The organism is Acinetobacter sp. ANC 4779, assembly GCF_004331055.1.
In the GTDB taxonomy this organism is placed as follows: domain Bacteria; phylum Pseudomonadota; class Gammaproteobacteria; order Pseudomonadales; family Moraxellaceae; genus Acinetobacter.
Genome location: NZ_SJNU01000001.1, coordinates 59,256 through 83,617 on the forward strand (window position 1 = coordinate 59,256; position 24,362 = coordinate 83,617).

26 protein-coding genes and 1 pseudogene are annotated in these 24,362 nt (G+C 39.7%); 13 read left to right on the forward strand and 14 right to left on the reverse strand.

The genetic code is table 11. The features are described 5' to 3' along the window. Positions 1-178: 178 nt before the first annotated feature. Positions 179-565, forward strand: a complete 387-nt coding sequence (locus E0H80_RS00265) for a carboxymuconolactone decarboxylase family protein (RefSeq protein WP_131362151.1) — start codon at positions 179-181, stop codon at positions 563-565. A gap of 62 nt (positions 566-627) precedes the next feature. Here E0H80_RS00265 and E0H80_RS00270 read toward each other — a convergent pair. Both E0H80_RS00270 and E0H80_RS00275 read right to left on the reverse strand, forming a co-directional pair. Then, a pseudogene (locus E0H80_RS00270) lies at positions 628-1,221 on the reverse strand (ATP-binding cassette domain-containing protein). Between the two features lie 64 nt (positions 1,222-1,285). Beyond that, the gene (locus tag E0H80_RS00275) at positions 1,286-1,570 is read right to left on the reverse strand and encodes a hypothetical protein (RefSeq protein WP_131362153.1); all 285 of its coding nucleotides are present in this window, start codon (positions 1,568-1,570) and stop codon (positions 1,286-1,288) included. A gap of 517 nt (positions 1,571-2,087) precedes the next feature. On the opposite strand from E0H80_RS00275, the gene mdh reads away from it, so the two are divergent. Together mdh and E0H80_RS00285 are read left to right on the forward strand one after the other, a co-directional pair. Beyond that, positions 2,088-3,302 (forward strand): iron-dependent methanol dehydrogenase, encoded by a 1,215-nt coding sequence (gene mdh / locus E0H80_RS00280; protein WP_131362155.1) that lies wholly within the window; start codon positions 2,088-2,090, stop codon positions 3,300-3,302. Positions 3,303-3,458: 156 nt separating this feature from the next. Beyond that, positions 3,459-4,427: an alpha/beta hydrolase gene (locus tag E0H80_RS00285; RefSeq protein ID WP_131362157.1), complete on the forward strand. Its 969-nt coding sequence runs from the start codon at positions 3,459-3,461 to the stop codon at positions 4,425-4,427. A 22-nt stretch (positions 4,428-4,449) separates the two neighbouring features. Here the strand turns inward: E0H80_RS00285 and E0H80_RS00290 are convergent, their stop codons facing one another. Further along, entirely contained in the window at positions 4,450-5,631 is a 1,182-nt protein-coding gene (locus E0H80_RS00290; RefSeq protein ID WP_131362159.1) for a helix-turn-helix domain-containing protein, read from the reverse strand. Between the two features lie 203 nt (positions 5,632-5,834). On the opposite strand from E0H80_RS00290, the gene E0H80_RS00295 reads away from it, so the two are divergent. Beyond that, a complete protein-coding gene (locus E0H80_RS00295) occupies positions 5,835-7,346 on the forward strand; it encodes an aldehyde dehydrogenase family protein (protein ID WP_067867484.1) in 1,512 nt (503 codons plus the stop codon). Positions 7,347-7,425: 79 nt separating this feature from the next. Here E0H80_RS00295 and E0H80_RS00300 read toward each other — a convergent pair whose 3' ends face one another. Beyond that, positions 7,426-8,049, reverse strand: coding sequence for a 2-hydroxychromene-2-carboxylate isomerase (locus E0H80_RS00300; protein WP_131362161.1), 624 nt, complete (start codon positions 8,047-8,049; stop codon positions 7,426-7,428). 45 nt (positions 8,050-8,094) lie between these two features. Beyond that, on the reverse strand, positions 8,095-8,862 hold the full coding sequence (locus tag E0H80_RS00305) for an SDR family oxidoreductase (protein ID WP_131362164.1): 768 nt from the start codon (positions 8,860-8,862) through the stop codon (positions 8,095-8,097). A gap of 92 nt (positions 8,863-8,954) precedes the next feature. Between E0H80_RS00305 and E0H80_RS00310 the strand changes: the two genes are divergently transcribed. From E0H80_RS00310 to E0H80_RS00320, 3 genes are all read left to right on the forward strand, one after another. Then, positions 8,955-9,536 carry a TetR/AcrR family transcriptional regulator gene (locus tag E0H80_RS00310; protein WP_131362166.1) on the forward strand — a complete coding sequence of 194 codons (582 nt, stop codon included), beginning with the start codon at positions 8,955-8,957 and terminating at the stop codon, positions 9,534-9,536. A gap of 102 nt (positions 9,537-9,638) precedes the next feature. Continuing rightward, positions 9,639-10,346: a glutamine amidotransferase gene (locus tag E0H80_RS00315; RefSeq protein ID WP_131362168.1), complete on the forward strand. Its 708-nt coding sequence runs from the start codon at positions 9,639-9,641 to the stop codon at positions 10,344-10,346. Between the two features lie 42 nt (positions 10,347-10,388). Next, positions 10,389-11,018 carry a LysE family transporter gene (locus E0H80_RS00320; RefSeq protein ID WP_131362170.1) on the forward strand — a complete coding sequence of 210 codons (630 nt, stop codon included), beginning with the start codon at positions 10,389-10,391 and terminating at the stop codon, positions 11,016-11,018. Positions 11,019-11,085: 67 nt separating this feature from the next. On the opposite strand, the gene E0H80_RS00325 is transcribed toward E0H80_RS00320, so the two are convergent. From E0H80_RS00325 to tkt, 3 genes are all read right to left on the reverse strand, one after another. After that, complete coding sequence (locus E0H80_RS00325) at positions 11,086-11,670, reverse strand: YceI family protein (RefSeq protein ID WP_131362172.1); 585 nt, start codon at positions 11,668-11,670, stop codon at positions 11,086-11,088. Between the two features lie 430 nt (positions 11,671-12,100). Next, positions 12,101-12,316: a hypothetical protein gene (locus tag E0H80_RS00330; protein WP_067724440.1), complete on the reverse strand. Its 216-nt coding sequence runs from the start codon at positions 12,314-12,316 to the stop codon at positions 12,101-12,103. A 162-nt stretch (positions 12,317-12,478) separates the two neighbouring features. Then, on the reverse strand, positions 12,479-14,467 hold the full coding sequence (gene tkt / locus E0H80_RS00335; RefSeq protein WP_131362174.1) for a transketolase: 1,989 nt from the start codon (positions 14,465-14,467) through the stop codon (positions 12,479-12,481). 860 nt (positions 14,468-15,327) lie between these two features. Between tkt and metK the strand changes: the two genes are divergently transcribed. Then, the gene (gene metK / locus E0H80_RS00340; RefSeq protein WP_131362176.1) at positions 15,328-16,494 is read left to right on the forward strand and encodes a methionine adenosyltransferase; all 1,167 of its coding nucleotides are present in this window, start codon (positions 15,328-15,330) and stop codon (positions 16,492-16,494) included. Positions 16,495-16,611: 117 nt separating this feature from the next. Next, positions 16,612-16,923 (forward strand): monooxygenase, encoded by a 312-nt coding sequence (locus tag E0H80_RS00345; RefSeq protein ID WP_131362178.1) that lies wholly within the window; start codon positions 16,612-16,614, stop codon positions 16,921-16,923. Between the two features lie 76 nt (positions 16,924-16,999). On the opposite strand, the gene E0H80_RS00350 is transcribed toward E0H80_RS00345, so the two are convergent. Beyond that, a complete protein-coding gene (locus tag E0H80_RS00350; RefSeq protein ID WP_131362180.1) occupies positions 17,000-17,236 on the reverse strand; it encodes a hypothetical protein in 237 nt (78 codons plus the stop codon). Between the two features lie 325 nt (positions 17,237-17,561). Here E0H80_RS00350 and E0H80_RS00355 point away from each other — a divergent pair, with 325 nt between their 5' ends. Then, positions 17,562-17,750 carry a hypothetical protein gene (locus tag E0H80_RS00355; RefSeq protein ID WP_131362183.1) on the forward strand — a complete coding sequence of 63 codons (189 nt, stop codon included), beginning with the start codon at positions 17,562-17,564 and terminating at the stop codon, positions 17,748-17,750. Here the strand turns inward: E0H80_RS00355 and E0H80_RS00360 are convergent. Then, on the reverse strand, positions 17,747-18,385 hold the full coding sequence (locus E0H80_RS00360; protein ID WP_131362185.1) for a LysE family transporter: 639 nt from the start codon (positions 18,383-18,385) through the stop codon (positions 17,747-17,749). The two genes, E0H80_RS00355 and E0H80_RS00360, sit on opposite strands and share 4 nt — an antisense overlap. A gap of 143 nt (positions 18,386-18,528) precedes the next feature. Continuing rightward, positions 18,529-19,104: an FxsA family protein gene (locus E0H80_RS00365; RefSeq protein WP_131362187.1), complete on the reverse strand. Its 576-nt coding sequence runs from the start codon at positions 19,102-19,104 to the stop codon at positions 18,529-18,531. A 122-nt stretch (positions 19,105-19,226) separates the two neighbouring features. On the opposite strand from E0H80_RS00365, the gene ruvC reads away from it, so the two are divergent. Then, positions 19,227-19,769: a crossover junction endodeoxyribonuclease RuvC gene (gene ruvC / locus E0H80_RS00370; RefSeq protein WP_131362189.1), complete on the forward strand. Its 543-nt coding sequence runs from the start codon at positions 19,227-19,229 to the stop codon at positions 19,767-19,769. Positions 19,770-19,778: 9 nt separating this feature from the next. On the opposite strand, the gene E0H80_RS00375 is transcribed toward ruvC, so the two are convergent. The 3 genes from E0H80_RS00375 to E0H80_RS00385 are packed head-to-tail and all read right to left on the reverse strand — an operon-like array spanning position 19,779 to position 21,895. Continuing rightward, complete coding sequence (locus E0H80_RS00375; protein ID WP_131362191.1) at positions 19,779-20,102, reverse strand: hypothetical protein; 324 nt, start codon at positions 20,100-20,102, stop codon at positions 19,779-19,781. A 37-nt stretch (positions 20,103-20,139) separates the two neighbouring features. Continuing rightward, a complete protein-coding gene (locus E0H80_RS00380) occupies positions 20,140-20,415 on the reverse strand; it encodes an acylphosphatase (protein WP_131362193.1) in 276 nt (91 codons plus the stop codon). Then, entirely contained in the window at positions 20,408-21,895 is a 1,488-nt protein-coding gene (locus tag E0H80_RS00385; protein WP_131362195.1) for an NAD(P)H-hydrate dehydratase, read from the reverse strand. Before E0H80_RS00385 ends, E0H80_RS00380 begins: the two co-directional genes overlap by 8 nt. A 23-nt stretch (positions 21,896-21,918) precedes the next feature. Between E0H80_RS00385 and queG the strand changes: the two genes are divergently transcribed. Together queG and bioB are read left to right on the forward strand one after the other, a co-directional pair. Continuing rightward, on the forward strand, positions 21,919-23,013 hold the full coding sequence (gene queG / locus E0H80_RS00390; RefSeq protein WP_131362197.1) for a tRNA epoxyqueuosine(34) reductase QueG: 1,095 nt from the start codon (positions 21,919-21,921) through the stop codon (positions 23,011-23,013). A 302-nt stretch (positions 23,014-23,315) separates the two neighbouring features. Next, complete coding sequence (gene bioB / locus E0H80_RS00395) at positions 23,316-24,305, forward strand: biotin synthase BioB (RefSeq protein WP_131362199.1); 990 nt, start codon at positions 23,316-23,318, stop codon at positions 24,303-24,305. Positions 24,306-24,362: the final 57 nt, after the last annotated feature.

Consider the following 24,362-nt stretch of genomic DNA (forward strand, 5'->3'; position numbering starts at 1 on the left):
TTATTTAAAACTATTTTTTTTGATTTTATCTATACATTAAAATAGTCATCAAAGAATGTGTTGTAGTCTCATTACCGGAATTGTCATTGACTTACGACCATAAACCAATACGCATTGAAGTCATTCAGGCATAAACTTTGATCACTTCTTTTTTATAGACATTGAAAGAGTAAAAAATATGTCACAACAAGATTTTGAAAATGGTTTAAAAGTTCGTACCGAAGTTATGGGCGAATCTTTTGTAAAACGCGCACAAGACAATACTGTGCCTTTTACCCAACCCTTGCAGGACTGGATTAATGAACATGCTTGGGGTTCAACCTGGCAGCGTGAAGGTGTATTGCCACGTAAGTACCGTTCACTGATTACCATTGCATTTTTAACTGCACAAAAAAGCCCAACTGAGCTTAAAGGTCATGTTCGCGGTGCACTCAATAACGGAGCGACGGTTGAAGAAATCCAAGAAGTGCTACTTCACAGCTTGCCTTACTGCGGCGCACCTGCAACGCAAGAAGCTTTTCGTGCAGCACTTGAAGTGATTAATGAATATCAAAAAGTAGAATAATATCATTTGATATTTATCGAAATAGCTTATGCCTAATGCTTAGGCTATTTTCTACTAATGGTTTAAATTCTTTCAAGCTTTGGCATAGTTTGTATTTGTCGCTGCTTTAACTGCACAATATATGCCGCTAAATATTCCCGTTCCTGCAGATCATGGGTCACATAAATTATCGGTAAATCAAGCTCATCTTTCATCCGTTTTAAGAACGGTAAAATTTGCTCTTTAAGATGTGAATAAAGCCTAGTTAAAGGTTTATCCAGCAACAGTAAATTGGGTGAAGACAATAAAGTACGTCCAATCGATACACACTGAGCTTCCCCACCTAAATGCTGATATGCTTTACGCTAAATCAACATCTTTAAATCTAACAGTTCTACCATCTCGTCAAACTGGAATTTTCGTTCAGACTTGGACACTAATTTTTCTGCGTAACCCAGATTCTGCTGCACATTCATGTGTGAAAACAGCAAAGCATTCTAGAAAATTAAAGCGTCCTTGCGTTGATACTTCGATACATGAATTTTTTGCTGAGTATTTAGCAAAATACGCTCATTAAACTGGATAAAACCCTGATGAGGTTGCAACAGACCCACTTTTTGAAAATTGTATTTGCCACTTCCCGAAGCACCGACAATGCCTAAAAGCGACTGCTGCATCTCCAGTTCTACTGTCAATCATTTGTATTTAAAAAGATTCTGCTTACTACTAAAAAATTTAACTTCATTTCTTCAATTGCAGATCTTTGAGTAAACTGGCAATACGCAAGGTATGCTGCCTATTGCCTCTTTTTTCCATGACTTTATTTTCGATCCGCCATAAATATTCAAAAATCTCTGATTCATCTGCCTTGTCACAAATCATCATAAAGAGTTTAGGTAAATAATCTTCATATTCATCACGCATCGAAGGAATGCTACGAATTCCTAAAGGATCCCACTCTTTAAGCAAAATTTTATGGATTGCATGTAATAATAGTGTTGCATCATTTGTATGTTCGACTTTCATTAAACCTCCCCCCATCCTTAGGAATTTATATAAAAATCATATAAATTGACTATAATTTACTCTTGATAATATCAGCAAGTATTTTTAAAAATATCTTTGAGCTTAAATTCTTATAAAATTTTAAATTTTTTTAATTCATGAAAAAAGTCAGGTTCAAACCATTAAGCTGAAAAATGCTGAATATTTAATAAATAACATAAATAATTTATTTACCAAATAGAAAATTATATTTTTAGCAAAACAACACCTTTAGCAATCCGAAAATCACGACCTTAAAGCGAATTTACATTTTTTTGCCATCAAAGTCCGTCTAAATCATCCTGCTTTATCTCATACATTTAAAATGTGGTTTAAGTTCTGATTAAAAATTCAAACCAAAAAATTAAAAAACAATATAAATTCAGTAACTTAAAATGGTAGGTATTTGGTAGGTAGGATTTTTATTCTGTTCCTTTGATACTGGATTCACGGTGAGGGTCACCGATAACAACATATAAATAGTAAAAGGAATCGCACCATGGCTTTTAAAAATATTGCAGATCATACCAACGGTTTTTATATTCCCTGTGTTTCTCTTTTTGGTCCCGGCTGTGCCAAGGAAATTGGTGCTAAAGCACAAAATTTAGGTGCTAAAAAAGCCCTGATTGTGACGGATGCAGGTCTTTTTAAATTTGGTGTCGCAGATACCATTTCAGCTTATTTAAAAGAGGCTGGCATCGACAGTCACATTTTCCCCGGTGCAGAACCCAATCCAACCGATATTAACGTACATAACGGCGTACAAGCCTATAACGACAATGCTTGTGATTCCATCATCTCTTTAGGCGGTGGCTCATCACATGACTGTGCCAAAGGGATTGGTCTGGTAACAGCCGGCGGTGGTCATATTCGTGACTACGAAGGGATTGATAAAAGCACAGTAGCCATGACGCCCCTGATTGCCATCAATACCACGGCAGGTACCGCTTCTGAAATGACACGTTTCTGTATTATTACCAATACCGACACGCACGTAAAAATGGCAATTGTAGACTGGCGTTGCACTCCATTGATAGCAATTGATGATCCTAAACTCATGGTCGCCAAACCTGCCAGTTTAACCGCAGCCACAGGGATGGATGCACTGACGCATGCCGTTGAAGCTTATGTATCCACTGCTGCAACACCAATTACTGATGCCTGCGCGGAAAAAGCCATTAGCATGATTAGTGAATGGCTGAGCCCTGCTGTTGCCAATGGTGAAAATCTTGAAGCACGTGATGCGATGAGCTATGCACAATATCTGGCTGGAATGGCATTCAACAATGCATCTTTAGGTTATGTACATGCCATGGCACACCAATTAGGTGGTTTCTACAATTTACCCCACGGCGTATGCAATGCGATTTTACTTCCGCATGTATGTGAATTTAACCTGATTGCTTGTCCTGATCGTTATGCAAAAATTGCACAGTTAATGGGTATAAATACTACTGGACTGACCGTAACCGAAGCAGCTTATGCAGCCATTGATGCAATTCGTGAATTATCAGCATCGATTGGTATTCCTTCAAGTTTGTCGGAACTGGGTGTTAAAGAACAAGATCTTAATGTGATGTCTGAAAATGCACAAAAAGATGCCTGTATGTTAACCAACCCACGCAAAGCAACCCATGATCAAGTGGTGAATATTTTTAAAGCAGCATTAAAGGCCAACGCTCAAGTGGTCGATATTTTTAAAGCAGCGGTGTAAATTTTCTTTCCCTTTTTAACTTGTGCTTTAACAACCTATATTCTTATTAAAAATTAATAAGAATATAGGTTGTTTTTTCAACTTATTTCTATTTGACAAATTAAAGCTCATCAGGAAGGATAAAAGAAAATTAATCATTCCAAAATGAGCACAATAATGACAAAACAAATAATTGAACCGCTTTATCAAGTTGATATCTTAGGATCAGGCTATGAACAGGCCACCCTAGATTTCCCCGATGATTATGAAGGCCAAGTCACCGCTACATTGGTGCGTAAAAAGGCAGAGCAAAGTACATCCAAAGCCGTTTTATATATTCATGGCTTCATCGACTATTTCTTTCAAACCGAAATGGCCGAACAGTTTAATCAGCATGGCTTTGACTTTTATGCACTCGACTTACGTAAATACGGTCGTTCCCACCTTCCGCATCAAAAATATTATAACGTGCGTGAGATTGCTGAATACGATGCGGAAATCACCCAGGCCTTAGACATTATTGGCGCAGAAGGTCATGATGCTATTTTACTGTGCGGACATTCAACTGGCGGTCTCACCACGACTTTATATGCAGCGCATCATCCAGATCATCCTTTAATTAAAGCATTGTGGGTCAATAGCCCCTTTTATGATTTCAACATGAATCCAATCAAGAAAAAACTGGGACTTCCAAATTTAAGCCGTGTCGGTAAAATTTGTCCAGATTTGGAATTCCCCAGTGAACTGAACAAATGGTATGTGACCAGTTTGCACAAAAGCTTAAAAGGAGAATGGGACTTTAATCTGGAATGGAAAAAAACCTCTTATCCTCGGGTTCGTCTAAGTTTTGTCCGGGCAATTTTTGAAGCGCAAAAGGAAATTCATCGAGGCGTGACCTTAAAAGTCCCTGCCTTAGTGATGCATTCAGATCAAACTAAAAATCCAAAAAAATGGCATAAACAGGCACAAAGCAGCGATGTAATTTTGGATGTAAAACATATTGATAAATATGCTAAAAAGATTAACGGTGATGTCACTATCAGTGAAATAAAAAATGGTTTGCATGACTTGGTACTTTCGGAAAAATCGGTACGCGAACACGTTTATCAGCAACTCTTTGCATGGCTTAAGCAGAAAGGTTTATAGCCGTCATTAGACAATATCAGCGTTAGTTATCTTTATATTTGAGTAAGGTTTGATGCACGGGATGGGTTTTGGGCATAAGTTCAATTAAACGCTCCACGGCATCAATCGCTTCAGGGAAATGTGCCACGTGCTTAAGTAAAATATCAGTTCCGTTGGCTTTAAAAATGGCATCACTTAAACGTGATTCCAGGCAATCTCGCCAGGCAGATAAAAAAGGACTTTCAGTTTTTGCCAGAAAAACACCCGTACACAGTTTTAAGGCCGAATCGGTATAGCCGGCATCTAAAGATTGCTCGGTGAGTAAAAAATCAGCTTCAACATGCGTCAGTAAACGGTAAGGTCTAGAACCGAGCATTCCGCCTAAAATATCGCGCAATTGTGACATTTCCGCCTTTAAAGTGCCTATGCTGACTTTGCGCTCTCCATATAACGCCTGATGCAAAGTATCCAAACTTAAACCTTGCGGACACAGTGCCAAGATGGTCAAAATTTCAATTTGCCTGGGCGTGAGCACCAAGACTTTGCCATTAAACATTACTTGCGGTACGGAAAAAGCCCGAATAAACAATCGCTGCTTTTGATATTCAAGTAATGCAGATTGAATAATTGAGGCACAGCGTTCAGCTGCCAGCACACCCAGACTGTTATGTTTTTGCCAGATGGTGGAAAGATCAATCACTCCAAGCACCTGTTTTGAATAAGGATCAATAATCGGTGCTGCATAACAGACCCAATCATGAATAGAGGACATGTAATGCTCATTGGAAAATACACAACTCGATTGTTGCGTCTTCAACGACAAAGCTAGAGCATTGGTGCCAACCAGTTCCTCACGCCACTGTCCCCCTTCAATAAAATGTACCCTCTCTGCTGCACTTTGCATTTGTGGACTCGACGCTGTCCAAATAATAGTGCTGCCGATATCTCCAACCGCCAGCACCATGGAAGACTGTTCTGCGATATGTTTTAAATCTTGTGCACAATATTGCAATGCATGTTCTAGAGCGGTGGGATAAGTTTCTTTTTGCAAATGGATCAATGGTGCAGCTGCACGATCTTTGGGAATTTCAGCAGAAGTTGAGCGTTGCCAGGAACTCGCAATACTTTGCCCCAGCTGCTCTGCATGTAAGGGAGAAAGACTGCTACTTTGTCTAAAATGCTCAATTTTCTGTCTTTTCTGGATCAAACTTTGCTTATTCATCATTCCTTATTCTCAAAACAATTCATGATTTACATCCACTGTAATAGTTATTCTTGTAAGCCTGACTGAAAAGATTGTAAACCTTCTTGTCTCCAACCTTTCTCCAACCTTATTCCCTGTATGCTAATTAAATAATGTACAAAAGTACCTTATACCAAAGCTGTAGATACGGTTAAAAACACTAAAATAAGCAAAGGAAAATACATATGCGTTATGCCGATCCTAATCAAGATGGTTCAAAAGTTCAGTTTAAAGCCCAATATGAAAACTTTATTGGCGGTCAATGGGTAGCTCCAGTAAAAGGTGAATACTTTGACAATATTTCTCCTGTCGACGGTAAAGTATTTACCAAGGTTCCACGTTCAAGTGTTGAAGATATTGAGCTGGCACTGGATGCAGCGCATAAGGCCAAAGCGCAATGGAACAAATCCTCTCCCACTACCCGCTCCAATATGCTATTAAAAATTGCAGACCGTTTAGAAGCCAATTTAGAGCTTCTGGCTGTAGCTGAAACTTGGGATAACGGGAAACCCATCCGCGAGACCCTGGCAGCAGATATTCCTTTGGCGATTGACCATTTTCGCTATTTTGCTGGCTGTATCCGCGCACAAGAAGGCGGCATTTCAGAAATTGACGAAGACACCATTGCCTACCATTTCCATGAGCCTTTGGGTGTGGTTGGGCAAATTATTCCTTGGAACTTCCCTATCTTAATGGCGACCTGGAAACTGGCACCGGCATTGGCTGCGGGTAACTGTATTGTGCTTAAACCGGCAGAACAAACCCCAGTCAGTATTCTGGTTCTGGTCGAACTGATCCAAGACCTGCTGCCTGAAGGCGTATTAAACATCGTCAATGGTTACGGTATTGAAGTGGGTCGTCCGCTTGCAACCAATCCACGTATTGCCAAAATTGCATTTACCGGTTCAACGGCAGTGGGTCAGCAAATTATGCAATATGCAACCGAGAACATTATTCCGGTCACCCTTGAACTGGGTGGTAAATCACCGAATATTTTCTTTGAAGACGTAATGGCACAAGATGATGACTATTTAGATAAAGCGCTGGAAGGTTTTGTGATGTTTGCCTTAAACCAGGGTGAAATTTGTACCTGCCCTTCACGTGCACTGGTACAAGAAAGCATCGCCGACAAGTTTCTGGAAAAAGCCATTGAACGTGTTAAACGGATCAAGACCGGTCATCCACTTGATACCGACACCATGATTGGAGCTCAGGCCTCGCAAGAACAGCAAGATAAGATCTTGGGCTGTATCGCAACAGGTCGTGCAGAAGGCGCTGAAATATTGACAGGTGGCGGCGAACGTCATGAAGTGGGACAAGGTTTCTATATAGAGCCGACCATTTTCAAAGGCACCAATGACATGAAAACCTTCCAGGAAGAAATTTTTGGACCTGTGCTTGCTGTAGCGACTTTTAAAGACTTTGATGATGCCATTAAAATTGCCAATGACACCATTTACGGTTTAGGTGCAGGTGTCTGGTCACGCTCTGCGCATACCTCTTACCGTGCCGGTCGCGCGATTCAGGCCGGTCGAGTATGGACCAACTGTTACCACATCTACCCTGCGCATGCAGCATTCGGGGGCTATAAAAAATCGGGCATCGGACGTGAAAACCACAAGATGATGCTTGATCATTACCAACAAACCAAAAACTTATTGGTGAGCTATTCAACCAAACCGATGGGCTTCTTCTAAGTCACTAGCAATAAAAAAAGCTGTTTTCCAACAGCTTTTTTTATTGCTCTTTTTACGCTTTCTATTGGCTAATCTATACTTACAAGTGAATACTTTTAGAGAATTCAACTGCAGGTTGAGCCAACGCATCTTCAACGAAATGTAAATGGTCTACTCCCCAATACATTTCATCGTCTACAAACCAAGTGGGCGCACCAAAAACCCCGCGCTCAATTGCTTCTTCTGTAATCACTTTTAATTCAGATTTAACTTTTTCATCGTCTAGCCACAGCGCAACTTGTTGCGACTCCAAACCCAATTCACTGACCAATTGCATGACTTCATTTTGATCATTTAAATTACGCGGCTGCCCAAACATAGCATCAAAGAAAGCGGTTAAAACGCCAAGAAATTGCTCTGGCTGAAATAGTTTCACGGCAACAATAATTCGCATCAATTGCAAAGTATTAATTGGAAAATAAGGATTCATCTGTATTGGAATATTCCATAGCTTTGACCAGCGCTGTAAATCCAGCATGGAATAACGCGCTTTAGCAGGAATCATCAGCGGACTGCTATTGCCTGTGGCTTTAAATACACCGCCCAATAGCATCGGTTTCCAGCTAATTTCAGCCTGATATTGAGATGCTAGGGTTTGAATGCGATGAAAACCGATAAAACTGTATGGACTGCCCAAATCAAAATAAAACTCGATTACCTTCATTATTACGCTTCCCTCTCTAATTTATTATTTGAACAACAATCTTTTTTACCACCGTTCCATCCACGGTCTTAAATCCATTTCATGCGTCCAAGCATCACGTGGCTGATGAGCCAAATGCCAGTAATTTTCTGCCAGATGTGCAGGGTTTAAAATACCATCTTCTGCCTTACGTGCATAAATATCTGGAAAAGTGGTTTCGATAAATTCGGTGTCGATAGCTCCATCTACCACGACATGGGCCACATGAATGTTTCTTGGTCCCAGTTCGCGTGCCATACTTTGTGCCAAAGCACGTAAGGCATGTTTGGCTCCTGCAAAGGCGGCAAAATGTGATGATCCACGGAGTCCAGCAGTTGCGCCAGTGAAAATAATCGTACCACGCTCTCGCTGTACCATGCGTTTCGCCACTTCACGGCCATTGAGAAATGCAGAAAAACAGGCCATTTCCCAAATTTTAAAATATTTACGGGCGGTTTCTTCCAGAATACTACAGGGCACATTGGCACCGATATTAAACACCATCACTTCAATGGGTCCAATCTGAGTTTCAATCTCTTCAATCAATTTAATCACCTGCTCCTCTTTACGGGCATCCGAGGCAAAACCATATGCTTTTCCTTCCAGGCTTTCAATCTCTTGAATTAAAGGTTGCAGTTTTTCAGCGGTGCGCCGTGTCATACAAGTAATATATCCACCACGGGCAAATCGTTTAGCAATTTCCCCACCTGTGGCATCACCTGCACCAATCACCAAAGCAACTTTGCCTTTAGTTGAGGGAGAATGTCCCTCTGTTTGTTCTAATACCTGTGGCATAGTTATCCCCTCTATAAAATAACGATCGTTATGATAACGATTACTATGTTATAATTTTGATCAAGAGTCAACCATATCATGGTCTATAAATTATGCGATATAAAGCGGGTTATAAAGAACAAAAAAGACAAGAACTATTGAATATCAGTGGTCAATTGGCCAAAAAAAATGGCTTTGCCAATACTGGTGTAGATAGCTTTATGAACGCAGCACAGATGACCAGTGGTGCATTTTATTCACACTTTTCCTCTAAACATGATTTATTCAAAGCCCTGATTGAAGCTGAACTACAAAAAAGTTTGCTGGACTGGCAAGAAAATCCGCATGAGGATTTGGCAGCATGGATTGATTTTGAACTCGAGCGTTATCTGGCAATGTCACATGTGCAACGGGCTGATCAGGGCTGTATTTTGCCGGCTCTAAGCAGTGAAGTTGCGCGTTCCGATGATGAGATTAAACGGTTGTATCAAAACGAACTTATACGAGGACATGCCTTATTCGTCAAACATTTGGGCCGTGAAGATTTAGCTTGGGCAGTAATGTGTCAACTGGTCGGTGCCATCTTGATGGCACGAACTGTCGCGGATGATAGGGTTAAAATTATGATTTTAAATTCCAGTAAATGGATGATTCGTCAAAGCCTTGGTTTAAACAACCCAAATGTTTCAGCTTAAAGTTTTATATTAAAATTCTACACAATAAAGTTATAAGCTGCTTTAGTTCTGTGGCTTTTCAGGCTACATTCAAAACTTAATTTATTAACTAAACATATCAACATGCAGAATCTTCCAGACACCATCTATGCCATTCAACACCTCGCCTTTGAAGACTTGGGACATTGGGAAGATATTTTTTATCAACTTGGCTTTCGGGTACGTTATTTCGAAGCGGGTGTGGATGACCTAAGCAAAGCATTTCAGCACAAAGGCTTGACCATTATTTTAGGTGGACCCATCAGCGTTTATGAAAGCAATGACTATCCTTTCCTACAACAAGAAATTGACTTACTAAAAGTTCGTCTGGAAGATAATTTACCGACCTTGGGTATTTGTTTAGGTGCCCAGCTGATTGCGCATGCTTTAGGTGCAAAAGTCTATGCAGGTGATGAAAAGGAAATTGGCTGGAGCAAACTCAGTCTTTCAAATACTGTAAATAACGTGCTGACACCATTAAATGATACAGCTGTTTTACACTGGCATGGCGATACATTCGATTTGCCGGAACAGGCTGAATTACTGGCCAGCTCTGACATTTATCCAAATCAGGCTTTTTCAGTGGGCAAAAATATTCTGGCCTTACAATTCCATCTTGAAGTTACTGCAGAGAGCCTGGAAAAATGGCTCATTGGACATACTTGCGAATTACGACAAGCGAATATCAATATTCCACAGTTGCGGGCAGATAATAAAAAATATGCCGTGTCATTAGAAACGGTTGCTACACAAATTTTACGAAACTATATGAAGCAAGTGATAAATAAATAGACTTTAAGTTATGATCTAATTCATTTATATAATTTTTTGACCATGACACCTTTAATCAGTATTGCGGTAATTCATTTTTTTGCCTTGATCAGTCCAGGTCCAGATTTTTTCTTTGTCACTCAAAGTGCTATTCGCCAGTCCAGATCGCATGCCCTATTTGCGGCTTTAGGTATTTCACTGAGCATTCTAGTCTGGTCAATTTGTGCCATCAGTGGTTTGCATTACCTTTTCCAAAAGATAGCATGGCTGCAACAGGTGCTGATGATTTTAGGTGGCCTATACCTGCTTTATTTAGGGATACAATTGCTGAAATCCGCTTTCAATAAAAATCCGGCGCCTGTCTCGAAAAATCCGAATGAAATCCTGCCGATAAAATCACACCGCACACTATTAGTTCAAGGTTTTCTGACCAACATGGCTAATCCCAAAGCGCTAATCTATTTCAGCAGCGTCTTTTCCATCGCCATTAGCACAAATGTCAGTATTTTTGAGCAAAGTTCATTGCTAGCGCTGGTATTTATCGAAAGTCTGATGTGGTTTTCTGCTGTTGCTCTACTTTTTTCTGCAGCAAAAATTAATCATTATTATCAAAAATCCAGCAAGAAAATTGACGGCATTACCGGCGGGATATTTATCAGTTTTGGCTGCCTGCTGATCTTAAACCGGGATTAACGTATTTAAAATAATTTAAACAATAAAAAGCACCATCAATGGTGCTTTTTATTAGCGCATTTTAGACTTATTTTTTTGCAGGAACAGAAGCTTCAGTGGTGATATTCACAGTAATCTTATCGCCCACATTTGGAACATAACCGCCTATACCAAAGGCTGAACGGTTAAATGAAGTGGTTGCATTGAAACCAACCGTTTGCAGTTTAGTCATTGGATGAACTGCCTGTTTATTTAACATAGCATCTAAAACCACAGGTTTAGTGACACCTTTCACCGTTAAATCACCGGTAATTTTGTATTTGTTTTTGCCTAAAGCCTGAACTTTGGTACTTTTAAAAGTAATGTTCGGATATTTAGCAGCATCAAAGAATTCTGCAGATTGAATATGCTCATCCAATGCTTTTACATTGGTGTTGATACTTGATACTGGAATAATGACATTTACTGATGAATTGGCAGGTTTTTCATTATCGACATTAATGGTACCTTGAATGTCAGAAAAGTTCGCATAAGGTGTAGAGAAACCAAAGTGGCTCCAAGAGAAAACTGTTGCTGAATGGCCTGGGTCAATCTGGTAAGCAACGGGTTTTGCCAAAGATAAAGTTGCAACAGATGCAACCGCCAAACCTAAAGTTATTGCTTTGAAATTCATGTGTTTTATCTCTCTTTGGAATAATTGTTAGTGTATAGGTTTATTATCTTAATTCACTGGTATAGATAAAACGATATGTTGCAAGAATAGAACACTCACTTGGGTTTACTACAGGACACTCGCCTCGATATAAAGGTGTTGATGTTAATCAGTTGATAATTTTCATAAATTATTTTTAATCAGCTTTTATTATTCTATCTCAATCTCTAATTTGCATTGTTTTTTGAATGATATTCGAATTATTTAATACAAAAAATGTACAGTTTAGAGACATGATATTGCAAGAAGATCAGGTGACTTTACAGATAATTGACTGGCTGGATCTATTTAACTTTAAATGGAATGAACCCTCCGAAAGCAATTAAAGATAATTAACCCATCGCTAAAATAATTAAAGCCCCATGAGGGGCTTTTAAAGATCATTAATCTTTTATAACTTTTCAACCAACACACGATCGACTTGTTTTAAGCCAGTGTGCTTTTCACGATTTTGGCGACGAACTTTAATCACTTTTTCTTCGTCCAGTTCTTTCAGCATCAACACTACCGCCATCATGCTTTCCAGCGGAAGATCCTGACCGATCCACTTTTGCTCGCCGGGTTCCATTAAAGTGATTTCATCACTAATTTGGTTATAAAGGCTCATATTTTCCTCACTTATGCTGAATAAATGCCATCTCAAAAGGAATACTCAATGAATGGCATCACTATATACTTTTTTCTAAAAACTGCTAGAACAATATCGTTAAAAATTTATTAAAATAAAAACGCCCCGTGGGGGCGTTTTCACTCATTTAATCTTTTAAAATTAAGCAGTAATTTCTTTTACCGCAGCAACCACAGCATCAGTTGTAATACCGAAGTATGTGTACAAGTCTTTCGCAGGTGCAGATTCACCATAAGTCGTCATACCGATCACACGACCATCCAGACCTACAAATTTCCACCAGTAATCTACATGTGCAGCTTCAACCGCTACACGTGCACGAATGTTCGATGGAAGAACCGCTTCACGATAAGCCGCATCTTGTTTAACAAATTCTTCAGCACATGGCATAGAAACAACACGCACACCTTCAAGTTGTGCATATGCTTCCATCGCAAGAGATACTTCAGAACCGGTTGCAATGATGATTGCTTTTAATTCGCCCTTTTCTTCAGCCAATACATAAGCGCCTTTGGCAACATCAGCAATTTGAGCCTCAGTACGCGTTTGGAATGGCAAGTTTTGACGAGAGAAAATTAGTGCAGTTGGACCTTCAGAACGCAAAAGTGCAGATTTCCAAGAAATTGCGGCTTCAACGGTGTCACATGGACGCCAAGTATTTAGGTTTGGTGTACCACGAAGTGATGCAATTTGCTCTACCGGTTGATGTGTAGGACCGTCTTCACCCAGACCAATCGAGTCATGGGTATAAACATGAATCACACGTTGTTTCATGATTGCAGACATACGTACTGCATTACGTGCATATTCCATGAACATCAGGAAGGTTGCTACGTAAGGAATAAAACCGCCATGAAGTGCAACACCATTGGCAATGGCGGTCATACCGAACTCACGTACGCCATAGTGTACGTAGTTACCCGCTGGATTATCCTGAATACCTTGTGCACCTTTCCAAAGGGTCAGGTTAGAACCTGCAAGGTCTGCGGAACCACCTAAAATTTCAGGAAGTTGTGGTGCAAATGCTTGAATCGCTGCTTGGCTTGCTTTACGTGTTGCAACTGTTTCGCCTTTTGCATTCACTTCAGCAATATAGGCATCTGCGTTGGCAACAAAGTCAGCTGGTAAATCACCAGAGATACGGCGTTTAAGTTCGGCAGCTTCTGTTGGATATTTTGCAGCATAGGCAGCAAATACCTCATTCCAGGCAGCTTCAGATTTAGCACCTTTGTCTTTTGCATCCCAAGCAGCATATACGTCTGCAGGAATAACAAATGCTTCGTCAGTCCAGCCTAGAGCTTCACGCGTTAAAGTAATTTCGTCATTACCTAACGGCGCACCGTGGCAATCTTCTTTACCTTGTTTGTTTGGTGAACCTAAACCAATCACTGTTTTACACATGATTAATGTTGGTTTAGCAGTTTCAGCTTTTGCATCTACAGTTGCCTGACGAATCGCATCAGCATCATGACCATCAACTTTAATCACTTGCCAGCCGTAAGCATGGAAACGCTGTTCAGTGTCGTCAGAGAACCAGCCTTCCACTTCACCATCAATTGAAATACCGTTGTCGTCATAGTAAGCGATAAGTTTACCGAGACCTAAAGTACCCGCCAATGAACATGCTTCGTGTGAAACACCTTCCATCAAGCAACCATCACCCAAGAAACAGTAAGTGAAATGGTCAACCACTTTAATGTCGTCTTTGTTGAACTGAGCCGCTAAAGTTTTTTCTGCCACAGCAAAACCAACTGCATTGGCAATACCCTGACCGAGTGGACCCGTTGTCGTTTCGATTCCTGGTGCATAACCCAATTCAGGGTGACCTGGCGTTTTAGAATGTAATTGACGGAATTGTTGAAGATCCGCAATTGAAAGCTCATAACCGGTTAAATGTAATAATGCATATTGAAGCATTGAGCCATGGCCGTTCGACAATACAAAACGGTCACGGTTAGCCCATTGTGGATTTGTTGGGTTATGATTTAAAAATTCGCGCCATAGTACATCAGCGATATCTGCCATCCCCATTGGAGCACCTGGATGTCCTGAATTTGCTTTTTGCACAGCATCCATTGCCAATACACGAATTGCGTTTGCAATACGACGTTCGTTAAGCGGGGTTGTCATAGGTCAGAGTCCAACTAAATCGTTTAAAGAAGATGATGAATAGGAAAATTCAAAGCTGGCTATATTGTCTTAAAAAAACGCCAAGGGGTAAAGCCTAATAGTCAACATTTCAACATTTATTCGTGACTAGGCATGTTTAAATGCAGGTAGAGTTCAATTTCACATCGCTTTTAAGTATTTAACTTGATAGTAAATACTGTGATTTATTTAATTTAAGACTCATCAATAATATTTTAAAGATAATTCAGCTTCATTTATTCAATTAGAACATTATTCAAACATTTTCGTTATTAAAAGAATCATTTTTTTCATTTAGCTAGGAATGGATGAATTTCCCTCATCTAATAACGTCTAAAAAGTTCTATTAAAATTAAATTTGATCAATTAACACCCGATAGACACAGAAGTTGAATAAAATTCATCTTTTAAAAAAATTAATGAAAAATATAATTATTTAAACTCTATATTTTGTGACTGTTTTTATTGCTCATAGTTACTTATATAAGCTCGATAGAGCGATCTAAAAACAATCATTCTACACAAATCATCTGAACTAATATTCTGATAATGATCAGTATTTTTATATAGCAATTTTAACAGGAAATCTGAGCAATAATATTTCATTCACTGATCAATACGCTTTGACGAGGTGATTAAACATTGACTGTATAAAAATTCTTATAATAGAAATACCAATTTAAAAACCCAATTTCTTCTGCTTATCAGTTTTTTAGATGCATATATCAATTAAAAAGTCGTGAAATTGAAATAATTTCAGTCATTTTGGTCGCATAGAACTGGTCCAAAAGTCTAACTCGATGTAACATATCGGGTCTTTAAAATTAACTGTGATAGGGCTTATGCGCGAGTACGCTGTATTTACCTCGGAATCTGTAAGCGAAGGTCATCCGGATAAAATGGCTGACCAAATCAGTGACGCTATTTTGGATGCAATCTTAACAGAAGACCCATATGCACGGGTTGCTTGTGAAACGCTTGTCAAAACGGGTGCGGTAGTACTTGCCGGTGAAATCACAACAACTGCAAATGTTGACTTCGAAGCAATTGTACGTCAAACCGTAAATGGAATTGGTTATCACCATTCTGACTTGGGCTTTGATGGTTCAACTTGTGCTGTCATCAACATGATTGGTAAACAGTCTCCTGAAATTGCTCAAGGTGTTGACCGTCAAAAACCTGAAGATCAAGGTGCTGGCGACCAAGGCTTGATGTTTGGTTATGCAAGCCGTGAAACTGACGTTTTAATGCCTGCTCCTATTTCTTATGCACACCGCTTAATGGAAAAGCAGGCTGAACTACGTCGTAACGGCAGTTTACCTTGGTTACGTCCAGATGCGAAAAGTCAGGTAACTTTTGCATATGAAAATGGCATGCCTGTTCGTTTAGATGCAGTGGTATTGTCTACCCAACACGATCCTGAAATTTCACAGGCAAATCTTAAAGAAGCTGTGATTGAAGAAATCGTGAAAAAAGTGATTCCTGCTGAAATGTTCCATGCAAACACCAAATTCCACATCAACCCTACCGGGATGTTTGTGATTGGTGGTCCTGTAGGTGACTGCGGCTTAACCGGCCGTAAAATCATTGTAGACACTTACGGTGGTATGGCACGTCATGGCGGTGGTGCTTTTTCTGGTAAAGATCCATCTAAAGTTGACCGTTCTGCTGCTTATGCAGGTCGTTATGTAGCAAAAAATATTGTTGCTGCCGGTCTGGCTGATAAATGTGAAATTCAGGTCTCTTATGCAATTGGTGTTGCTGAGCCAACTTCAATTTCAATCAATACCTTCAATACAGCTAAAGTATCTGAAGAATTGATCATTGCATTAGTACGTGAACATTTTGACTTACGTCCATACGGTATTACCCGCATGCTAGACCTGATTCAACCGATGTATAAGCAAACTGCTGCTTATGGTCACTTTGGTCGTGAAGGTTCAGACACTGCATTTACCTGGGAAAAAACAGACAAAGTGGAAGCGCTTAAAGCCTCTGCTGGATTGTAAGTTTTTTCATTTAAAAGCCCACAGTGTTGTGGGCTTTTTCATTTCTGCTTTAAAATAATATACAAAAGCCTAAAATGTTATGATCAATCATCTTTTTTATTGCATAGGATAAAAACCATGGCCGTTATTCTTCAAGTTGAATTCCCTTCTCAAGGTCCATTTGGGGAGGAAATGCATCAAGCCTATCAACAACTTGCCGAAAGTATTAATCACGAAGATGGCATGTTATGGAAAATATGGACAGAAAATAGTGTCACTCAAGAAGCGGGTGGTATCTATTTATTTGATAGCCAAGCCAATGCAGAAAAATACTTACACATGCACACTGCACGTCTGCAAAGTTTTGGTATCCATAATATTCGTGGAAAAATTTTTGAAGTGAATCAAGCTCTGTCTATCATCAATCAAGCAGACTTTTTAAATACATAAAAATCTAAAACTTGATCATCAATAAAAATCATGATGATCAAAAATCAGGATTTTCCAATAATTTAAACTGAAGTTATTATGGTCTGGCACTAATCACTTCAAGTACCGAGGGTTGGACAGGAATTTCTTGATGATCCTGCAAATAAATATGAACGACTTTAAAAATAATCACTGCGGCCAGACAGGTTAAAACACAAAAAATCCAGAAACCATAAGGACTTTTAATATTATGTGAACCGCAATTTGTACATTCTTTATGATGGGTTGATTCAACGACCTGATCACAACACGCACAATGATATTGATATAGCATAGCTATGGCTCCTACATTACACACATTCTTGTTTTTATATTTCCACCCGGTTATTTGATGGAAGGTAATATGGCTAAAATCTTATGTGACTCTGTATTAAGATACAAGTCTACTTATTCATAACTTAAATAGATTCAGAACTATTATCTGTTTAATTGTTTTTATAAGCCATTCATTTATATTGGAAATATAATCATTAAATCCAATTCAAAAGACATTATTTGTAACATAATGGAATAAAACAAGTTTTGAATCTTAAAATTGCAAAAGACAGCTACTTCTCACTTTTTTAGGTAAAATAGCAGACAATGATGGGGAGTGTATGATGGTTCAACTGATTAAAAAAGGTGGCTTACGCGAACGTGCTAATCGTAGCCGCAGCTATAAAGGTTCAGAAAATACTGAGGCAACCTTAAAACCCAATCGTTATTCTCAAAGCGAAAAAAATGAGGAAGTCAGCAATGTCATTCCCCCATCTACACAATTCATTGATGATTCTGTCAAAAAAGACTAAAACATCGAGAATGCATCTACTCCTAGCCAGATTGCAAAAACTAAGAATAATCCCCCGGAAATAATATCGATATAACCACCTGAACGCTGATAAGCAGCTTTGATTTTTGGCATTGACATAATCAACATAAACAAGGCAAAGACCAAGAAGGTTTGCAGTGGAATAATCACTGCCAGTTGGATTTTTAAATGTGCCGATGCGGAGGAGCTTAAGGCCAAAGAAAATACACTGCTAAAATAAATCAGGGTCTTAGGATTGGATAAATTGGTAAATAATCCCAATAAAAAATGATTTTTAGAATCAGGTATAGTGAGTTTTTGACCATCCTCCAAACTCTTTTCTTGCTTAAGATTTTTTAAACCGCCGTTTAGCATTGCCCAACCCATGCGCGCCAAAAATACACCACCAATCAGCATTAATACTTGCTGTATCCATGGAAATTGCTGTATCAGAACAATAAAGCCCAACAGGGTCAATGCAACCCAAAGCACAATACCAACGGAAATACCCAAAATAATTTTTAAAGTATTCACCCTTGAAGTCGACGCTGAACTTTTAGCAATCAATAAAACATCCGGGCCGGGGCTAAGCTGTGCAACAAAATGCAGTGCACAAATGGTCAAAAGCAATGACATAGAAATAGAGGAAGATTTAAGAAAAATGCATTATATTGTTTGTTCAATTTCTTGCATGCCTTAGCTTGTACTTTAAGTAAAATATACAGCTTATAAAAAAGCCGAATCGTGATGATTCGGCTTTAAAAATACAGATCAGTAAATTATTTATTCACATCTTTCATTTCAATTTTTTTCGCATCGGGCGTTACTTCACGAGCTTCGCCATCAATAACATTCGAGTCACGACCCGGTGCACCCCCTTGCTGTTGTTGCATATCCTGCATTTGACGCATGATATCGGCAAATGGGTTTTGACCTTGGGCACCGCCACCATTTACATCACCCATCATCCCGCCCATCATTTTATTCATCATAATTTGCTGGCGTTTTGCCATGGTTTTCATCAAGGCATTTTTAAATACATTCTGAACGGCTGGAATCAAAATCAGTACGGCCAAGACATCGGTGATCAAACCTGGAATAAGCAACAACAATCCAGCCAGAATTTTTGGCAGATTCCCGGTTAATGCAGGATCACTGCTCATTTGCCCCATACGCATTTGCTGCATCTGAGGCATTAAACCTGCCGAATATTTACGAATCAGATTTATCCCGATAAAAAAGGCAGCAACAAACCAGAAAAACACGTACCACATACTACCGACGAGGTCACCCACGCCAATCCAGACAAAGACTTCAAGGATTAAGCTAGCTAAAACAATAAGAAATAATTTCATAAAAATTGATCAAATCTCAATAAAATAAATAGGGTGCAATATACAAGTGCTTAATCACGACCAAGCTTTTTTGATACGCTTATGTAACAATATGGGCATTATTCTATTTTTAAAGTCTTTATATGTCATTAATTATTGGTATCGATCCGGGTTCTCGCATGACAGGCTACGGTATTATCGAAAAAGATGGGCAAAAATTGACTTTTGTAGATGCAGGCACCATTCGTACTGAAACCCCGGAAATGCCGGAACGCTTAAAACGAATTTTTGCCGGTGTGGAGCGTATTGTTAAATTTCATGGACCTACTGAAGCGGCAGTCGAACAGGTTTTTATGGCACAAAATCCCGATTCTGCGTTGAAGCTCGGTCAAGCACGTGGTGCTGCCATTGCCGCGTTGGTCAATCTAGATTTACAAGTCGCCGAATATACCGCACGACAAATTAAGCAATCTGTTGTCGGTTATGGCGCAGCAGATAAAGAACAAGTTCAGATGATGGTGATGCGTATTTTAAATTTAAGCATTAAGCCACAACAGGATGCTGCCGATGCTTTAGCCGCCGCAATTTGCCATGCCCATGCTTCAGGCAGCATGAGTAAAATGGCGGTACTCAATGCTTTAGGCGGTATGGCACGTGGTCGTAGCCGCACCAGCAGAAGACGATAAATACAATATTTAAAGATACGGCGCGAAATCCTTACGCATGTCAGCAATTGAGGGTTGCTTGGGATAAGTAAAAGTAACTCTCCGTCCGAAACTTCTCATATTCTTTTTCTGATTGGGATCAATCCGGATCAAAACCAGTTCCTCAGGTTCATTGCGTGGATTCATTTCGCAAATCAAAATGGTTTGATTCCTTTCAATCACTTTATATTGAATGAATTCTTTTTGAACGATATCTTTAAATAATCTTTTACTTGAACTCTCACCGCGTTGTGTATAAATCACCATTACAATACAAATTATGATCACCACTGCGACTACCAGATATTTATCCATCCTTGCCCTCTTAAATCGTTTTTATCCAAATTCACATTCAGCGCAATATTTTAAATGCGGTAAAATCCGGTGCTTGCTCATATTCAACTTGAATGATCTTTGAAACTTCGGCAAGGGATGGCCCTATATAACTACGCTCAATGATTGAATGGAGCTGATGTTCCGTACCAACAACCACGGCTTCAACTTCAGAGCTCTCTAGGTTTTTGACATAACCTTTAAGTTCTAATGCTAAAGCCTGCTGCTCAAACCAGCGCCGGTAGCCCACACCTTGCACCTTACCCTGAATGATGAGTTTAATCGCCTTATTCATCATCGCTCCCATTCACCATATGATAGATCGCTTCATTCATATGATGCGCCTGCACACCGCGCATCCCTTTTGTCGCCAACCAGTCGCCTGCCAAGGCATGTAAAGTGACGATTTCATGCAGATGGATGTGGCCGGAAAATTGCGCTTTCAAACTGGCCACCATACCAGCCAGTACATCTCCCATGCCGCCTGTTCCCATACCGGCATTGCCTTTCGTGCAAATCCACAACTGATCTTCCAGAATTAAACTACCTGCACCTTTGAGTACCCATTGTCCTGCGTACTTTTCTTGCAGTTGATGAATGGCTGCAATTCGATCATTTTCAATTTCTTTGACAGAACAATTTAAAAGTTTTGCAGCTTCACCAGGATGCGGTGTCGCATAAGAATCTGGTTTTAACAATTCAGGATGTTCAGCCAAGAACCATAAAGCATCGGCATCCATTACTACCTGTAAATATTCAGCAGTATTGATCTTCGGAAACCATTTAAAAAATTGTTGCTCTGACCAGCTATCCCGTCCCAACCCCATCCCAAAACTAATCGCATCGACGTGATCTAATAATTGCTGAATTTCGGTGTTGGTCAAGGCATTGATATCACGTAGCATAATATTCGGTGAACGTGCCAAAATCGCGATGTGATGTTTTTCATGACAAACAATCGTGACTTTACCCGCGCCAGCACTAAAAGCCGATTCAGCCGCCATCATTACCGCACCGCCCATATCGGCATGTCCACCCACCACAAGTACATGACCATAGCTACCCTTATGGCCAAATGCCTGACGCTCGGGCAATGAAATTGTATCAGGTGAGAGGTGGGCGACTGGATTAAGTTCTGCATCTGTCGGAATCAGGGAAATAACCTCAACCTGCCCTGCAAACTCTTTGCCTTGTCCGGTAAATAACCCTGCTTTTAAACCTAAAACTGAATAGGTGTAATCGGCTTTAATTGCACAAGGTAAGGGTTGACCACTATTGGCCTGTAAACCACTGGGAACATCAATGGCAATTTTTAAACCTGATTGGGCATTCATACTTTGAATAATCTGCTGCCAATCAGCACTGAGTTCACGATTTAAACCAATGCCAAATAAAGCATCGATATAACAGTCATATTGTTTTTGAAAATTAAAACCTGAATGAATTTTTATTTCGGCAGCGACAGCTTCTTGATAAGCCGTATGCAAATCTGTTGAAGAACCCAGTTCAGCAGCATAAATCTCGACATTAAAACCGGCCTGTTTTAAATATTGAGCTGTTAAATATCCATCCCCTGCATTATTGCCTTGTCCACAACATACAGCGATATTTTGTATTTTCTGAGGCTGAAAAATGGGAACCAGGCGCTGCGCAATCATCCAGGCAACTTGCTGCATCAAGGCATAAGAACGGTTTTGCTGAGCAAACCAGCGTTGCTCCCATGCTTGAATACTTTGGCTCAAATAAACGGGGCTATGATAAACTTGCTGACGCATTGTTCTTCCCTTCTTGTTAAATTATGGCAACATCCACACCGTCTCAGAAAATACCTTTAGATCAATATGATCCTGAAGCGCTAAAAGCGTGGATTAAAGCCCAAGCTTTGCAATTAGGCTTTAGTGATTGTGTCATCGCCAAACCGGATGCTCAAGAAGAATTGCCACGTTTTCAAGAATATTTAAAGCGCGGTTATCATGGTGATATGAAGTTTCTGGAAGAAAATTTAGCAAAACGTGCCGATCCGACTCTGCTGGTTCCCGGCACCAAAAGCGTTATTTGCGTACGCATGAATTATCTGGTGGAAACTCCTAAACCGCGTTATGTTCCAGATGAACCCAATGCAGCCATCATTGCACGCTATGCGCGGGGGCGCGATTACCATAAAACCATGCGCAGCCGTTTAAAAACTTTATCCAGCATCATTCGTGAAAAGGTTGGAGATTTTGAATCGCGTCCTTTTGCTGACTCTGCACCGGTATTTGAAAAATCTTTAGCCGAAAATGCCGGCATGGGCTGGACAGGTAAACATACTTTACTGATTCAGAAAAAATCAGGTTCCTTCTTTGTTTTGGGCGAACTGTTTACTTCGCTGGATTTACCCTTCGATTCGCCTGCAACGCAGCATTGTGGCTCTTGCACTGCCTGTATCGACATCTGTCCAACCCAAGCTATTGTTGAACCTTATATGTTGGATGCGCGTAAATGTATTGCTTATTTAACCATTGAATATAAAGGCATCATTGCTGAAGAATTACGTCGTGGGATTGGTAATCGTGTTTTTGGCTGTGATGACTGCCAATTGATTTGTCCATGGAATAGTTTTGCCAAGAAAGCCACGATTGAAGATTTTAACCCTCGACATGGTCTGGATCAGATTAACTTACTGGATTTATGGCACTGGGATGAACCGACCTTTTTAGCCAAGACTGAAGGCAGCCCAATACGACGTACCGGTTATCAAAGCTTTATGCGAAACATTGCGATTGGCTTGGGAAATGCACCCTTTTCTCATGAAATTTTGGAAACTTTAAAACAAACGCGTGATTTGCATGATGAGATTGTGCAAGTCCATATTGACTGGGCAATTCAGGAACAGCTGGCTAAATCCATGTAGATATTTCATTTATTTCCAAAAAATTTTCAGGTTTATCATTTTCCAGATACAAGCAAAGTTTTATCTCTATAAAAAAAATACTCTCCATTTCAAAACAAAATAAAAAATTCTATTAAAAACTTTGCGTCTATATTTAAAGAAATAAGACATAGTTTGTAACTAAATCTGTAATCTTATAATTAGCAATATTGACTCAAAACCATCGATAGATACCATGAAATTTGGCTTTTTATGCCTTTAGATTTGGTTTAAATTAGGTATGATAAATAACAATAAATAATGATGATTATGGATTTTCACCAATGAATGTACGTAATGACTGGACACGCGAAGAAATTCAGGCTTTATATAACCAGCCTTTTTTAGATTTAGTTTTTGAGGCACAGCGCATTCATCGTGAAAACTTTGATCCGAATACCATTCAAGTCAGCACATTACTTTCAATTAAAACCGGTAAATGCCCTGAAGATTGTAAATATTGCTCACAATCAGCGCGTTATGACTCAAAACTTGAAACTGAAAAACGTATTGCTGTCGATAAAGTGATTCAGGAAGCCAAAGAAGCGCTTGCTTCAGGTTCTTCACGTTTCTGCATGGGGGCTGCATGGCGTAATCCGCATGAACGCGACATGCCTTATGTATTGGAAATGGTGAACGAAGTTAAAGCGCTAGGCTTGGAAACCTGTATGACTTTAGGCATGCTCAATCAGTCTCAAGCTGAGCGCCTAAGTGAGGCGGGTTTAGACTATTATAATCATAACCTCGACACCTCTCGCGAATATTATCCCAATGTGATTACCACACGCTCTTATGATGATCGTTTAAATACTTTGGATCATGTCCGTCAGGCAGGTATGAAAGTCTGTAGTGGTGGGATTGTCGGCTTAGGTGAAAACAGTAATGATCGGATTGGTCTTTTATACGAACTTGCAACCTTACCGACTCACCCTGAATCTGTACCCATCAACATGCTGGTTCCGATTGAAGGTACGCCGCTTGCAGATGTAGAAAAATTAGATGTGACGGAATGGATTCGTACTATTGCGGTTGCACGAATTATTATGCCTAAGAGCTATATTCGTCTTTCTGCCGGTCGTGAATCTCTATCCGATTCAGATCAGGCCTTGGCTTTCATGGCGGGTGCCAATTCTCTTTTCTCTGGTGAAAAACTTTTGACAACCCCGAATGCAGGTGAAGGTAGAGACAAACAGTTATTTGATAAATTGGGCTTGGTTGCAGAAAAAGCCAAACCTAGTATTAAAGAATTATCAGTAGATGCAATGGCAAGTTAAATGATTCATTCGGATCATTGATAAAAAAAGCCCTCATTGGGCTTTTTTCTTAGGAAA